Raw genomic sequence first — 15,442 nt, forward strand, 5'->3', positions numbered from 1 at the left:
CAGACATCACCTTACGAACCGCCCACTAACAGCCGCACGGGCAGGATGACGGTCAACTCCTGGCGTGCGCCCTTGACATCCTCAAGCAGCGGAACGTCATGGGGGTTCACCGGTAGTACTCGGCTGGGTCGGGCTGGTCGAGGCGAATGACGAATTCCGCCCGGTCGGGGCTTTCGGTGCTGGCGTGAAAGCGGACGCGTTCGCCGGTGCGGATGGTTCGGAATCCTTCGGTCACGATCTGCCGGTAGTCGAAGCTGTAGTACCGCTCGTCCTCGTCGTCCCGGACAATGTAGGAGCCGAGCGCACCGCTTATCCCTCCGCCGCTTGGTCGCCTGTCCACAATGGTTCCGTGACGCGGCCCGCCTCCGCTCATGCCGTCGTCTCCTCTGCCTGGGACGTGTCGAGGTCTTGCACGCACCGGAAGCCGACTGCGTTGCTCGCGCCGCGCTTGCGGTAGATGCCCTTGCTGCTGCTCTGCACCGCCCGCATCGGGTTGTCGTAGCTGCCACCGCAGATGACGGCCTCGCCGGGGTCGTCCAGGCTGGTGGATGTCCATTCCCAGCAGTTGCCCACCATGTCGAGGACGCCGAACGGGGAGCGGTTGCCTGGTCGCTCGTCGACGGGGGTCGCCCCGGCTCGGCGTACAGCGTCACCGGCGAAGTCCCGGTACCACGCCTGGTACGTCACCACAGGTCGACCGACCCACGTGTCGGCGCAGTTGACACGGGTACCGTCGGGGGCGTCGCCCCAGGGGAACAGGCGCCCATCGGTGCCGCGCGCAGCGGCCTCCCACTCCAGGGAGGTCGGCAGACGTTTACCTTCGAACGCGGCGAAGGCGTATGCGCTCCACCAGCTGACACAGATGGCCGGGTGGGCGTCGTAGCGCGGGTTTTCGTAGTAGTCGGGCTGCCGCAGTCGGTCGGTCCAAGGGCGGTGTGCGACACCCGCTGGCTGGTCGGGGTGGTCCCACTGCGAGGTGCCGTCCACGTCGAGGGCATCGAGGAAGCGGCGGTAGCGCGCGACGGTCACGGCGTGGCGGTCGAAGCGAACGGGATGCTCGACTCGGCGCATCAGCAGCCGTTCGGGTGGCCCGACCAAGTAAGTCCCCGCAGGCAGCACGCAGTCGTCAGTCCGTGCGCTGCTGGACATACCGGCGAGGAATGCGCGCACCTGCTCGGTGAGGAAGGCGCCGCCAGGAAAGCCGGCTGCAAGGTCCCGGTTCGCCGGCTCGGTCAGAAACCTGGCGGCCAGGAGTTCCTGGTAGGCCGTGTGCACGAACGCGACGTGATCCGGGCCGGCGGGCCGCAGCAGCGGAGCGAGGACACATGCGTCGAGATCGAGGCGTCCGTCCTTGAAGGCATTGGCCCCCAGCTTCCGGTGTATGTCGAGGACGGAGAACACGGCGCGGTCGGTGAGGAAGGCATATCCGAACGCGGTGGGTAACCGCTCTTCCAGGTCGGGTTGACCACGCCCGGCCAACGTCCGCGTGATGTGAGCGCCCAGGATGTCCGCGAGCGGCTTCCCCACCGGCAGGTTCAGCAACGTGGCGAGGCGCTTCTCAAGAGGGGTTGCGTCAGGTTCCGCCAGGCGCACGACATGGAAGTGGGGCACGCGGGAAGGGTCGAGGCCGTTCGCGTACATCTGCTCGACCAGTTGCTCGGAGCGTCCCGCGCCGCTGTCCAGCAGCTGACGTACCTGTGGCGAGTCCGCGAGGAAGGACACCCGGGAACTCATGACCACCGCCGATTCGGCGGACAGGACGGCCGCGAGATCGGTGAACAGGCGTAGAAAGCCGTCAAAGCTCGGTTCGTCGACACCTTCGTCGACGGCGTCCAGCACGCACAGCGCGGTCCCGGAACGGATGAGGTAGAGGAAGAGATCGTAAGCACGCGAGCGGTCCGACATCATGGCCGGTGCGAGGAGGCGGGCCGCGTACTCGGAGAACGGCTCGTCCTTCGGTTTGAGACCGAGGTCGAAGTAGAAGCGGAAGCGACGGACCTCGGGGTTGGCAGCCAGCGAGCGCAGAAGCGTGCTCTTGCCGCTCCCCGGACGACCGGTGACCAGCACGTTCGCACTGCCACACGCCAGGCGGGTCAGGAGCTTCGCCGCATCGCCGGACTGCTCCATGCTCGACTCGCCGGTGCGCGGGTCAATCGTCAGCGCTGCCGCGGCAACAGCAGATCGCGGCTCCCCCTGGTTGTCAGCGGAGGTGAGATCGGCGAGGTGAGTATCGAGATTGACGAGGGTGTCGACGAAGCCGTCGTAACGCACGATCCGGAAGTCCAGACCCAGCATCCGGTGGAGGGGGCCGGGCTCCGCACCGCCGTCGTCGTCCAAGACGACGAACCGCGTGAGCTTGGGCAATCGGGTACGCAGTAGCTCCCCGTCACTGGAGGAAAGGACGGTACTCAGGTCGTCGGCGTCCCGGGAGAGCATGAGCTCCACGTACTCCAGGCGCATCCCCGACTCACGGCAGAACAGCTGGTACACGGTGTCCGGGCTGAGGACGAACCGCTTGGCCTGCCGGTAGCCGAGGGTGACGTAAAGCCCCGCAAGGAACTCGCAGCGGCGGGCCACCTCGGGCGCCATGTCCGGCTCACCGCCAAGGAGCGCCGCGCTCCCGGTGTCGGTGAACCAGACCAGCACGTCGACGAGCCTGCGGACCGCCAGCAGCCCGTCCTCGTCGCTGATGTCGTAACCGTCGTGCGTAGACCGATTGCGCAGCCGTCGAATGTCGTCGAGCGCGTCCAAAACCGTGCTGCTGCGAATGTACGGACGGCAGCGCTTGACCAGGTCGTTCAGGGCCTTTGTCGAAGGGTCGCCCTCGACGTCGTGGTGGCGCCACAGCTCCTTGAGCAGCTTCTCGGTCAGTTTCCCGACCAGGGCGACCGCGTTCTCGGGATAGCCGTCGTTGAGGGAGCGTAACGGCCGTTCCAGATCGAGCCCCAGTCGATCGGCGATCCGGGAGTGGTCGTCGAGTTCACTCCGCAGGCGTCGCAGCCGTTCGTCGACCATGGTGCTCACATGGACTCCCCACGTCGCCGGCCGAGGACGAACGCGAACCGGTCGGGAAACGCCAGCACGGGCTCTGGGTGGGCGACGCGCATCTCTTCGATGCCCTTCTCGATCTCGCTGTCGCTGAAGGTGGAGAGCAGGGACATGTAGCGGGAGCGCACCATGCCGAGGTACTTGTCCCGGTTGATGCGCAGCTCATGCTCGACGTGGCTGAGACTGGCTTCCAGCCCAGCAGTGCGCAGATGTCCCTCGATGATGGCCGGGTCCGGCTGCAACTCCTCGAAGCGCGCAAGTGCCGCCTTGAACAGCGGGTACTGGATGGTGGCCGGGTGAGCTGACCCGGGTTTCGTAGAGTCCGGTGATCTTGTTTCAGGCGGGCTGCTGGGTGACTTCCTGTTGTCGCCACCAGTCGCGTTCGTACTCGGCGGGCGGTACGTAGTCGAGGGCGGAGTGAAGCCGTTCCTCGTTGTACCAGGTGACCCACTGGAAGATCGCTCGCTCGACCTGGTCGACGTCCCGCCACGGTCCTTGCATCTCGATCAGCTCGTCCTTGAAGGTGCCGTTCAGCGCCTCGGCCATCGCGTTGTCATACGAGTCCGCGACCGAACCGACGGACGCGGCGGCCCCGACCTCGGCGAGCCGGTCGGTGTAGCGAATCGACACATATTGCGACCCTCTGTCGCTGTGATGGATCAGCCCAGAGTCCCTCTTGATCCGGCGTCTCCACAGGGCCATCTCCAGGGCGTCCAGCGGGAGTTCGGTCCGCATGTGGTTCGCGACCTGCCAGCCGACGATCATCCGCGAGTACACGTCCAGGACGAACGCCACGTACGCCCATCCGGACCAGGTGCGGACATACGTCATGTCCGCCACCCAAAGCTGGTCGGGACGGGAGGCGGTGAATTCGCGGTCGACCAGGTCCGGCGGTCTGGGAGCCGACGGCTCGGGGACTGTGGTCCGCCGGCGCTGACCGCGAATGACGCCCTCCAGGCCCAGGTCACGCATCAGCCGCTCGACGGTGCAGCGGGCCACGAGGAGGCCCTTGCGCCGCAGCGCGCGGGTGATCCGGCGGACACCATAGGTGCCGCCGGACTCGGCATGGACCTGTTCGATCAGCGGCATGAGCTGCTCGTCACGCAGCCGGCGGGCCGACTTCGGCCGCTTCTTGCGCGCGTAGTACGCCGACTCCGACAGCCCCAGCACCCGGCAGGCGAACCCGACCCCGAGACCCTTGTGCTTGAGGTGCTCGATCACCTGGTCGGCCTCGTCCGGGGACGGTCGAGTTCGGCTGCAAAAAACGCGCTCGCGGCTTTGAGGATCTCATTCGCCCGCCTCAACTCCGCTACTTCTTTGCGGAGTTGCTTCAGCTCTTCGTGCTCGGCGGTGGTCAGCCGGTCGCCGCGTTCGCCGGCGTCCGCCTCGGCCTGGCGGACCCAGCCGCGCAGGGCCTCCTTGTGGATGCCCAGATCCCTGGCGACGTGGGCGATCGGCCGGCCCGTGGTGCGGACCTCGCGGACAGCCCGCTCACGGAGCTCGTCCGGGTATTTGCGTGGTGCTGGCACTGCTCGTGGTTCTCCTTCGGGCCAGGATCATAAGCCTGGCTTCAGGGACTCCACGAATCCGGGGTCAGCTCAGGGAGCATCACCACCAGCAGCCGGCCTCCGGGCGCCAGCCGGTCGGCCAAGCCGCGGAGCGTGTGTTCCGGATCGGCCACGTGGTGGACCGACTCTTTCAGCCACATTGCGTCGAGTTGGTCGTACGGCAGACGAGTACGTCGTTCGGCAATGTCCTCGGCGGAAGCAACGATCGGCGTCAGGCCAGTCGGAGGCGGCGTGCCGAGCTGACTGAGCATCGCCGCGGAAGGATCGACGCACAGAATGGAGTGGTGAGGCTGGACCTGGTTGGCCACCTCTCTGGCGAACAGGCCCGTCCCGGAGCCGACGTCGGCGATCCGGTCCGTCGGGGCGAGCCGCAGCGCCTTGGTGATCTGGCCGGACATCCAGGGGATGTAGTGCGGACCGTAGACCCAGTGCTCGTCGTACTCGGCTGCCAGCTCCTCGTAGTGCCCTCGCACATCGCGCCGCTCCACGATCCCCCTCGGTGCCCCACGTGTGTCGCCGGTTGTACCGCACAAGGCACAGGGCAGGCTATCGCGAGTGCTGACGCCGCAACAGTCCGTAACTGGCCGAGCGGTGCAGTGCCGATCACGTCATCTGTGACGTTCGCGACCAACTGCGGTGAGGAGCCGTGGCCCATCTACTTTTTCACGGCTTCGCTGGCGTGCCGCAGCCGTGACGCTGGGCTGATTGTGCCGCGAAGGCGACGAAAGCCTGGCGCTCGGAGACGCGGGCTCTGGAGTGGGAGGCGAGCGGCTCGAGTGTGTACAGCGCCGTGCCGGTGGGGCATGGGGCGGTCGTGCAGGACTTGCCATCGTTGGTGCCGTTGGCTCCGACGTAGTCGTACGGATCGCGCTGGGGTTGTGGCGCGGGGCGTTGGTGTAAGGGCCGTAATAGGCAGCGAGACGGAAGCTCGGTTTGCCCCGGCGGGGCCACCGACACGCGCTGGTATTGACCCTGATTCCGAGCCACACTGACCGATTTCGATCGCCTTTGATACGGGACGAGCCGGGAGTGTCACTGGTCGTAGCTAGAGTTGTTGGTGAGGCCTTGGCCTTTTGACCACAGGGGGAGGACGTTGTGCTGCCGAGCGACACGGGGGCGGGTGGGCAACCGGCATCGTGGGTGTCCCGCATGTTCGACGGGATGCAGGACGCTGTCGCCGACCTGGCCACTGAGCTGTCGTCGTTCACGAAGTTCCAGAAGCGGGTCGATGACCTGATCCGCGATCTGAAGGGCTCCGCGGCCGGTCCGGGCAAGGTCGGGCAGGAGCAGCTCGTGCGCCACCAGTTCGGCGGCGGGGGTGCGGAGTGGGCGGAGGCGGTCGGCCTGTTCACTACGTACGAGGCCGTCATCAGCGATCTGGAGACCCTGTCGAAGCTGCTGTCGGATTCGATGGAGGGCATGGGCATCGCGGTGCTGGCCTCGCACAAGGGCTACCAGAACATCGACCTGGGCATCCGCGACCGCATGGCCGCGATCAGCACGGAGACGACGAAGCATTACGGCGGGAGCTACGACCCCTCTGCCCCGCAGAAGACGCACACGAGTGGCCAAGGCGGTGGCGGCGAGACCAAGGGAAGTCAGCCGCCGACGCAGACAAGCGGCGGCAGTGACGCGGGAGGCACCATCTGATGCGGCGCGGTGAGGGCACCCCTTTCGAGAACATGAGCCACGAGCAGATGCTCGCCTGGCTGGACCAGGCGAACGCCGGCACGGTGCAGTCCGCTGCCGACCGGCTGACCGCGGCAGCCGAAGAGATCCACAAGATCGCCGAGGAACTCAAGGTCCGCCCGCAGTGGGTGGAGTGGAAGGGCGCGGGCGCTGACGCATTCCGTACTTGGGCGGGTGACCTCGCCAACTCCACCCTCCGGCTTGGCGACTTCAGCGACGGCGCGGCGAAGTGGCTGCGAGAGGCATCTGCGGCGATCGGGACCGCGCAGGTGTCGATCCCACGCGACACCCACAGCGCACAGACGAATCTGGACGCGGCAACGGCCGCGCACAACGACCCCGACGCTGCCACCGTCAGCGCCAAGTCCAAGGCCGAGTTGCAGGCATTGGCGGCGCATAAGGAGAGGGTGCGTCTGCAGGCCGCGGCGGAGATGCGGAAGCTGGCTCAGGCGTACTCGCATTCGGCCACGCAGATGGATGCGCTGGAGAGGCCCAAGTTTCCACCGCCGCCGAAGGCGCTTCAGCCGAAGGCACGGACGGTCGATGAAAACGAAATCGTCGCGAGCGGGGGCAGCCGAGCTGGGACGTCCTCATCTGGAGGCGCAGCACCCGCGCCGACCGGAGTGGGAGGAAGGCACCAGACGGTGCCCGAAGTCCATGAGGTCAGAGCTGTCGCAGCCAGTGCTTCCGATACGCGGGACGGTACCGGCCGTGAGACGGTCCACCAGCCGTTGCCTGAGGCCCCAGCCCACGTAGGAACGAAAATCGACGAAACGGTGGCTTCGCCACCGGCACCGACCACGCCGACGGCTCCGGGCCCGGTCGACGTGCCGACAGGGGGCCGGGCTGGAGGCGGAACGCCGCCGCCTGTAGGGCCTCTTCCGCTGCTCTCAGGCCGCGGTTTCGGCCCGCCAGTGAGCCCTGGAGGCACGGTGCGTGCGGTGACGGGCAGCCGTCCGATGCCCATGCCACGACAGGAGATCTCGGAACCAACGCCGACACGTGGACCAGCCACCGGCGGCACGACCACGCCCAGAGGCCCCGCGGGCCCGGCGCAGCCGGTGACAGGAGGCCGTACGACTGCGATGCCCGGGCGAGCGTTCCCTGGTGAGGCGCCCGGGCGTGCGCCCGTCAGCAAGGGCATCGTCGGCGGTCGCCCGACCGCACCCACCACGGGGCAGCCAGCCGGCAGGTTGCCGCGGGGTACCGTCGTGGGCGGCGAGACGCCCGTATCCGGCACGACCGGGCGTGGGTCCGCCGGTCGGACTATGGGCGCTGCTCCCAGAGGGGCGAACCCCGCCCAGGGGCCAGTCTCGGCCGAGCGGCGAGGTGGGTTCCCGCCTGCCGAGAAGGGCATTGTGGGAGGCCGCCCACAGCAGCAGGCGCGTTCGACCGGCCGGCCGTTCACCCGCACCACGAATCAATCGGGAGGCACGGAGACCCCTGCCTCGTCGGCGAACGGCTCCAGGCCGCCAACCTCGCGCCGGAACGGCGAGAAGAGCGAACCGACCCGCAAGCGGGCCGAACGGCGGAAGAACGGGCGCCCGGAAGATCCCCGATCAGCGCCTCCCGCCACCGACTGACGCCTTCAGTCACAGCAGCCCGAATCACGAGAACCACCAGAAGCAAGAGGAAGCGGATGCCTGCCGACAGGTTGAGGAACGGCCGTCTTGGGAGCGTTGTCTCCGGAGCCGTGGGTTTGCTGCTGGTGGGCATGACCGCGGCACCCGCCCAGGCGGAGACCATCCGCGAACAGCAGTGGTACCTCACGGCCATGAAGGCCGACCAGATGTGGCGGACGAGCACCGGCAAGGGCATCACAGTCGCGGTCATCGATACGGGCGTTGACGGCAACCTTCCTGACCTCAAGGGACGGGTGCTGCCCGGACTGAATGAGGCACCGCAGTCGCCCGGGGACGAACACACGAGCTACGACGGCCATGGGACCACGATGGGCCTCCTCATCGCGGGCACCGGCAAGGCGAACGGCGGTAACGGCACCTTCGGTCTCGCACCGGGCGCCAAGATCCTTCCTATCCGGGTACCCGACCGAGGCTTGGACTCCGACAGGTACACCGATGAGTTCAGCAAAGTAGTGAGCCGGGGAATCCGGTACGCCGTCGACTCCGGCGCCCAGGTCATCAACATCTCCATGAGGGCGTACAAAGGCTCTGACGAGCTCACGGCTGCCGTGAAGTACGCCTTGAACAAGGGAGCACTGATCTTCGCCGGATCCGGTAATGACGGCACCTCGGAAGTCGAATACCCCGCGGGGACTCCCGGGGTGGTGGCGGTGGGCGCCGTAGGCCGTGACCTCAGCAAGACAAAGGAATCCCAGTACGGCCCCCAGATCGACATGGCCGCCCCCGGCGACGAGATGTACCACACTTGCCCGAACGGCAAGGACCTCTGCCGCTCACACGGCACCAGCGACGCCACCGCCCTCGCCTCCGCCAGCGCCGCCCTCATCTGGTCCAAGCACCCGACCTGGACCAACAACCAGGTCCTCCGCGTCATGCTCAACACCGCCGGCGCCCCCACGGACGGCGCCAAGCGCAACGACTCTATCGGCTACGGCATCGTGCGGCCGCGCATCGCCCTGCAGAACCCCGGTGACCCCGGGCCGGCCGACGCCTACCCGCTGCCGGACTTCTCAGCCGCATCCTCCGCGTCGCCCTCTCCCGGCACTGCCGGTTCCAAGGACTCCGCCCCGCAGGCGAAGGATGACAAAGCGGCAGCCGAAGCCTCCTCCGACAAGGGCGGAAGCGACACGCTGTGGGCCGCACTGGGCATTGGAGCTGCGGTACTCATCGGCGGAGTTGTCGCGGCTGTTGCCACAAGGAAGCGTCGCCACTGAGAAGCACGAGTGCGGTTGCTAGCCTGGCAGGCGCACGCCAACCGAGGTGTAACGGGGAGAGAGTTTATGTCCGAGTCGGCAGGAGATCGGCACATGCCGCACGGTCATGCCACGCACCCAGTGGGTATGCGGCTCAATCACCTGCAGGACATCCCAGGCGGGGGCGGGCCCGACCTCGCGCACTCTCCGGACGAGAAGAAGGCCGCAGCGGACACTCTCCGCAAGGACATCGAACCGGATACCAAAAAGGCCGGGCAGCAGGCGGACGACGAGACGGGCGCCGTGGTGAAGGCGTTCGACGCCAAGGACGGACACGGCTGGCTCACGTCCACTGCCGTGAGCAAGGCGCACAAGACCTGGGGCGAACAGGTCCAGAACTTTCTGAACCGGCTGGCAGGGGATGAATCAGCCCTCCGGAACAACAACACCGTGTTGACCGGAACGGACACAGGAGTGGCCGGTACAGCGCGCAAGGTATCCGTGTTCGACACGTACTCACCGCCGCCGAAGCACTGACACACAGCCGAGCAGTCTCGCACGCCACCGAACTCACTGCTTCCCACGGGGACCCATGCCGACCTACCACGAGATCCTGACGACCGACCTGTCCACACTCACCACGGCCGCCGAACGCTGGGACGGCATGGCAAAGGACTTCAACAAGCAGGAGACCGCGTACCGGCGGGACGTCCACGGCATCACCCTGCTCCCGACGTTCGCGGGCGAGAGCCAGCAGGCCGCCAACGCGCGCTTCGGCGTCAGGCTCACGGAGTTCCAAAGCGCCCAGACCGAGGCCAAGGCGATCGCCTCGCTCCTCCGTGAAACGCACACCCAGTTCGTGGACCTGCGCAAGAAGCTGGAGTCGGCCCGCGACGACGCAATCGCCAAGGGCATGAAGGTGTCGGACCAGGGCGTGGTCTCGTACGACACCGGGAAGCTCAGCCCGGGGGAGCGGCAGGAGCTGGCGCACGACCCCGACTCTCAGGAAAGCGTCCGCAAGTCCGTCGCCTCCTGGCAGGCCCGCATCGACCAGTGCGTGAAGGACGTGGACGACGCCGACAAGGGCGTCGAGGTCGCTTTCACCGCCGTCGTGAAAGGCCCCGACATGGGCGACGGCACGGTCCCCGGCTTCAACGGCAAGGCCCAGGGCGACATCGACAAATACGAAGCCCAGGAAGCGGACGACATCGCCCGACGGGTCGCCAAGGGCGAGAAGGTCTCCGCCGCCGACCTCGCCGAACTGCGCCGCACTTTCCGGGACAACAAGGGCGACAAGACATTCAGCCAGACATTCCTGGACGGTTTGGGGCCGGACGGAACGCTCAAGTTCACGAACAAGCTGGAAGACCTAGCGTACTTCGACGACACCAAGAACAAGAGCACCTACCTCGAAATCAATGGCGGCCTTGCGGACTCCCTGGCAGTCGCCACACGGGTGCCGGACTTCAAGGACTCCGAGGGCAGACACCTGCCCTTCGGGACCGCCGCGTACAACGAGGCATTCCAGGCCTGGATGAAGACCGATGACGCCCGGTTCTACAACAAGTGGCGTGCGGCGCTACGCGAACACGGCGACGACAAATACGCCCTCGAAGCAGCGGGAGACAAGATCCCCGTCGGGTACGGGCAGGGCCAGAAGATCCGCGGCTACCAGAGCCTCGCCACGCTCATGCAGCAGGGGCACGGCTACTCGCCCCAGTTTGTCGCGGACGTCGCTGACGACATGATCGCCACGGAGAAGAAGGACCCCAAGATCTGGGATCTCTACGGCAAGTTCAGCAACAAGGACGGCGATGGCTGGTTCGCGAACGACCCCGTCGACGGCACCCTTGAGGTCATGTCACGCAATCCGGAAGGGGCGACCGGCTATCTCGACCCCGGCACCGCCGCCGGCAAGGAACGCTTGGACTACCTCCTCGGCCACCGGGACTGGAACATCATCCACACCACGCACGAGGGCGCCAAGACCGACTACGTGGGACCCGACGTGGAGGACAGTGACGCCCGCAAGGGCTTCGGCGATGCCTTGGAGGCCGCGACGACCGGTCAGGCGCCGGGCGGCTATCATCCGGTCGGTCAGCACACCGAGCCGCAGGCCCGCATCCTGCAACACACCATCGACACACTGAACTCGGTGAACCAGGCGAAGAAGCTGCCGACGAACCTTACGCTTCCGCTGGCGCACATCCTGACGGCATACACGCCGGACACCCATGAAATCAACGCGCAGTCGGATTCCCGTTTTGAGCTCCCTCCGGGCAACACAGGGTCAGCCTGGAGCGACAAGAACGGAGCACACATCACTGTTGCGCGGGACTCCCTTACCAAGCTCATGCGCGGAATAGCCAATGATCCCACGGCATTCGGACACGTCTACGCCGCAGAGCAGCACCACGCCCACGACCTATTGGCCGCTCTTCCGCAGGACGCCGACAAGACGGTGATCAGTAACCGCATCACCGACTGTTCGCGGGCCATGGGCGCGTATGACGGGGTCCGCGCCGACATCATCTTCGGTGAACGCTTCAACAAGACGCAGTGGGCCGCCGACTTCAATCACGGCCTCAGCAGCTCGCTCAGTACCGCACTGATGTTCAAGCCGAAGAACGCCGAATTCCTCGGCCCGGCCGGAGATGTGGCTTCAAGGGCTCTCGACCTGTACACGTACGAATCGAACAAGGAGCACATTGCCGAAGCGAACCTCAAGGCCACGCAAGACAACGTCAAGCTCTACGCAGCCGGACAGCACGACGTGGAGAACATGGTCAGGATGTGGGGCCAAAGCCGCGGCAATGACATCAACAGCGACTGGACGAAGCAATATGTCCACGTCGGTCAGCAAGACTACAACTACGGCCGTGACCGGGCGCTCGACGTTCTCCGAGCCGACCGGTGACGCCGAAGGGTGACACCGCCCGAACGGGAAGAGCACGATGAAGATCTTTACAAGCCGCAGGCAGCGCCGGGTCGGCTGGTCCGTGGGCGGCATCCTGCTGACGCTGTACATCGTGGCGCAGACGCTCTACAGCACCGGCGTCTACGCGTCCTGGCGGGATCAACGGTCCCTAGACTCCGCATGCGACGGTACCCTGGCTCAGGGCGGCCTCGGCGACGCGCTGAATTCCTCGCATGTGCGTGCCAGAGGCGCCGACGGCTCGGAATACCTGGCGGCCTGCCTGATCAACAGGCCCGACACAGGTCGGCACGGCGGCGCTCTCCAGCTCATGCTCCGCTGGAGCGATCAGTCGGCCACATCCGAGGCCCTCGCGCCGTTCAGCAGGAACGCCAACGGACTCCAGGGGCAGGCGGCGCCGCTCGGCAACGGCTGGCCGGGCTACGTCCGGTACGACGGGTCAGCGCAAGTCGTGGTCGCCCTTGACTGCCAGAACAACAAGAACAGGGCTCTCGTCGCATACGGCGACCTCATCCAGTGGCCGGACGATGCCAAGACGACGGAACCCGTGCTCACCGGGCTGGGCAGAGTGACGACGGAAACCGCACAGAAGGCGGCTGCCAAGTACGGGTGCCAGGCGCAGGGCGGCAGGCAGCTGACCCACGTCTCGCTCCCGTCCCCGAACGGGAAGACAGCCCCTCAGCAACTTGCGCAGGCCCAGGGCTCCTGCGTCGCACTGCGAGGACTCGCCGGCCAGGCGTCCGACGCCGGGACGCCCGACTTCGTCGACTACCCCGCGGACGCACACACGCCGCAGGTCAACTGCTACCTGTACACCCCGGCAGGGAAGCCAGGTTACGGCCTGTACGCGTACTACGGTGCCGTGGCCAAGGACTTTGAATCGGTCAATTTGGCTAACCGCAATGACGACTACACCTTGGCCACCGCCAGGTGCCCTCAGTCGGATCAGGAGGCGGTATTTGCGCTCTACCACCTCTACGACCGGGATACCGACAGCCACCCCGTCCGCCATTACTCGGCGCCGTTCGCCAAATTCGCATTGAAGGCATTCGCCGAGCACGAGGCAAAGCAGCGCGACTGTACCGACGTGAGGATGATGTCCCGATCATGAGGCGTTGCCAGGCCCTCGCAGGTGGTTGATCTGATGGGCTTTTTCGACCTATTCACCGGTACCAAGCACCCGAAAGGCAGCGTCGCGCCGCGATCCGTCGAGGAGGTCCGGACGGCGTTGCTCGAAGTCAGCGGGCCGGACACACCTTATGTCGTGCGCGATGGTGCCGCTGAGGGGGCCGATCTGGTTGCCGAATGGCGTATCCGTGATCTGGCTTGGCACACCTTCTTCGCCCGAACCCAGGTGAGCCGGACTCTTCAGATCAGGATGCGCCTGGCCCCGGAGAGCCGCGAAGTCCGCACTCTCGACCGCGAGTGGGAAGTCACCTGGATCGGAAGTACGCCCAGGTTGGCGCTGCCGGCAGAGCAGTCCCGCGGGCAGGTGAAGACGGTTTCCCGGCGCTGGACGGTCGAGCGGGGGGACGACGGCCGCCTGCAGAAGACGGAAGAGTTCCTCTTCGATTCCGCGGAGCTGAAGACGCCCCTGCAGGAGGCGGTCCTCAGCGCGGGGTGGACATGGCGCGGGGGCCTGTTCAAACTGTGATCGCCCCCGCCTGCAACTCGACCTGTCCCCGCCAAGCCTGACCGGGCCGGAGCCCGGCCGTGGCCATCGCCGGGGCGAAGTCCTGTGCCGCTCGCTGGCTAGGCTAGCCTCGCGCTTTCACGAGGCTCGCTGTCCGGCAGGTATTCGTCATCTGAGGAGCGCCTCTGACCAGCGAGAAGGAGGGCTGACGAGGTTCTGCTTCTACGGCAGCCGAATGCACCTCTCAAGTGAAGCGCCTCGTTGATCCTTCGGGGGTTCATGTGGCTTTGAGTGGGCTGCCGTCGTAGGTCCAGCGGTAGGGCTTGGCGTCGTGCTCGTCGCAGGCCAAGACGAAGGCGGCGCTCGACGATGCCGGCGAAGGGAACCCCGCGCCGCACGACATACTCTCGGCGGATTACTCCGGTACCTCGCGGGGGCTACGAACGACACCGGAATGCTTACATCCACGGGCTGATTCGATACGGAGCTGCGGAACCTAGCGTCGATCCCGTGAAACGCAATCGCCGTATCAGCGCCGTCGCGGCGCTGGCGCTCGCCGCCCTCGTCACCGGAACCGGCGCCGGGTTCGCCGCCACGACCACACCGTCGGCCACACCGGTGGCCACGCACGCGATCGACACCGCACCGGCCACGGCCACCGCGCCCACGCGGTCCTTTCAAGGCACGCTCCCCGCGCCGACCGGCCCCTACGCCGCCGGCGAGGACGTCATCCACCTCACCGACGCGAGCCGTCCCGACCCGTGGGTGCCGTCATCCGGCCCCCGCCAACTGACCGTCACGATGGTCTACCCGGCCGTCCCCGGAACCGGGACTCCGGCCCCTTACATGACCCTCGCCGAGGCAGCCGGACACATCCAGCGCGCGAAGATACCGGCGAGCTCCGGCATCACCCCACAGAACCTTTCCAGCATCACCACTCACGCCTTCAACGGCGCGCGGCCGCAGAGGGGCAAGCATCCGCTGGTGGTCCTCTCACCCGGGTTCGGGGACCCGCGCATGGTGCTCACCTCGCTCGCGACCGACCTGGCCAGTCACGGCTACGTCGTCGCGCTCGTCGGCCACACCCACGAGGACAGCGGCGAGACGCTGGCGAACGGACAGACGCCGCCGTGCGCGATCTGCGATGACCCGCACCGCGACATGGACACGGTCACCGCCAGCCGCGCGCTGGACGTGTCCTTCGTTATCGACCAGTTGACGCATGGCAATACCGCGTGGCGCCTGGCACACCTCATCGACAAGCACGAGATCGGCATGGCCGGACACTCCATCGGCGGAGCGGCGGCCGTCACCACGATGATCGCCGACCCGCGAGTACGGGCCGGGGTGAACATGGACGGCAAGTTCTACCCGGCCCCGAAGCCTGGCCAGATCAACCGGCCGTTCCTCATGCTGGGTTCGGCCGCCTACGACTCGGCCGGCGGTGACGACACCTGGGGGCAGGCCTGGGCCGCCCTCGGCGGCTACAAGAAGTGGCTGGCGGTCACCGGCGCCAACCACCCCAGCTTCACCGACGTGGACCTGCTCGAGGAGCAGGCCGGGTTCCCGACGCCGCCCCTCGACCCCGAACGTGGAATCGTGATCACGCGTGAGTACGTGACGGCGTTCTTCGACCGGACGCTGAAGGGGATCCACAGTCCGCTGCTGGACGGCCCCTCGCCGAACAATCCGGAAGTGCTCTTCCAGCACTAGTGTGATGCGCCTGAAATCGA

12 protein-coding genes are annotated in these 15,442 nt (G+C 66.7%); 7 read left to right on the forward strand and 5 right to left on the reverse strand.

The features are described from left to right. Nucleotides 1-106: 106 nt before the first annotated feature. The 5 genes from BIV23_RS41485 to BIV23_RS41510 all read right to left on the reverse strand — a co-directional run bounded on the left by BIV23_RS41485 (nucleotide 107) and on the right by BIV23_RS41510 (nucleotide 5,104). Entirely contained in the window at nucleotides 107-373 is a 267-nt protein-coding gene (locus tag BIV23_RS41485) for a hypothetical protein (RefSeq protein ID WP_071386186.1), read from the reverse strand. After that, nucleotides 370-2,751 (reverse strand): SUMF1/EgtB/PvdO family nonheme iron enzyme, encoded by a 2,382-nt coding sequence (locus BIV23_RS41490; RefSeq protein ID WP_245790901.1) that lies wholly within the window; start codon nucleotides 2,749-2,751, stop codon nucleotides 370-372. The genes BIV23_RS41485 and BIV23_RS41490 overlap by 4 nt, the downstream gene beginning before the upstream one ends. A 269-nt stretch (nucleotides 2,752-3,020) precedes the next feature. Then, complete coding sequence (locus tag BIV23_RS41495) at nucleotides 3,021-3,290, reverse strand: hypothetical protein (RefSeq protein WP_245790902.1); 270 nt, start codon at nucleotides 3,288-3,290, stop codon at nucleotides 3,021-3,023. 94 nt (nucleotides 3,291-3,384) lie between these two features. Continuing rightward, nucleotides 3,385-4,577 (reverse strand): IS3 family transposase gene (locus BIV23_RS41500; protein WP_425443579.1). Its coding sequence is split into 2 segments (ribosomal slippage): nucleotides 3,385-4,283 and nucleotides 4,283-4,577, totalling 1,194 coding nucleotides; the frame shifts between segments, so codons are not numbered across the junction. A 41-nt stretch (nucleotides 4,578-4,618) separates the two neighbouring features. Further along, entirely contained in the window at nucleotides 4,619-5,104 is a 486-nt protein-coding gene (locus BIV23_RS41510; RefSeq protein ID WP_245790903.1) for a class I SAM-dependent methyltransferase, read from the reverse strand. A 607-nt stretch (nucleotides 5,105-5,711) separates the two neighbouring features. On the opposite strand from BIV23_RS41510, the gene BIV23_RS41515 reads away from it, so the two are divergent. The 7 genes from BIV23_RS41515 to BIV23_RS41545 all read left to right on the forward strand — a co-directional run bounded on the left by BIV23_RS41515 (nucleotide 5,712) and on the right by BIV23_RS41545 (nucleotide 15,422). Beyond that, entirely contained in the window at nucleotides 5,712-6,266 is a 555-nt protein-coding gene (locus BIV23_RS41515; RefSeq protein ID WP_245790904.1) for a hypothetical protein, read from the forward strand. Nucleotides 6,267-7,998: 1,732 nt separating this feature from the next. Next, on the forward strand, nucleotides 7,999-9,162 hold the full coding sequence (mycP, locus tag BIV23_RS41520) for a type VII secretion-associated serine protease mycosin (protein WP_342746413.1): 1,164 nt from the start codon (nucleotides 7,999-8,001) through the stop codon (nucleotides 9,160-9,162). Nucleotides 9,163-9,255: 93 nt separating this feature from the next. Next, nucleotides 9,256-9,678, forward strand: a complete 423-nt coding sequence (locus BIV23_RS41525) for a hypothetical protein (RefSeq protein WP_177240230.1) — start codon at nucleotides 9,256-9,258, stop codon at nucleotides 9,676-9,678. A gap of 55 nt (nucleotides 9,679-9,733) precedes the next feature. Then, entirely contained in the window at nucleotides 9,734-12,058 is a 2,325-nt protein-coding gene (locus tag BIV23_RS41530; RefSeq protein WP_071386192.1) for a hypothetical protein, read from the forward strand. A 37-nt stretch (nucleotides 12,059-12,095) separates the two neighbouring features. Further along, a complete protein-coding gene (locus tag BIV23_RS41535; RefSeq protein ID WP_071386193.1) occupies nucleotides 12,096-13,187 on the forward strand; it encodes a hypothetical protein in 1,092 nt (363 codons plus the stop codon). A 21-nt stretch (nucleotides 13,188-13,208) separates the two neighbouring features. After that, on the forward strand, nucleotides 13,209-13,730 hold the full coding sequence (locus tag BIV23_RS41540) for a hypothetical protein (RefSeq protein WP_425443580.1): 522 nt from the start codon (nucleotides 13,209-13,211) through the stop codon (nucleotides 13,728-13,730). 489 nt (nucleotides 13,731-14,219) lie between these two features. After that, on the forward strand, nucleotides 14,220-15,422 hold the full coding sequence (locus BIV23_RS41545; RefSeq protein WP_245790905.1) for an alpha/beta hydrolase family protein: 1,203 nt from the start codon (nucleotides 14,220-14,222) through the stop codon (nucleotides 15,420-15,422). The last annotated feature ends 20 nt before the right edge of the window (nucleotides 15,423-15,442 follow it).

Source organism: Streptomyces monashensis, from assembly GCF_001866665.1.
In the GTDB taxonomy this organism is placed as follows: Bacteria; Actinomycetota; Actinomycetes; order Streptomycetales; family Streptomycetaceae; genus Streptomyces; species Streptomyces monashensis.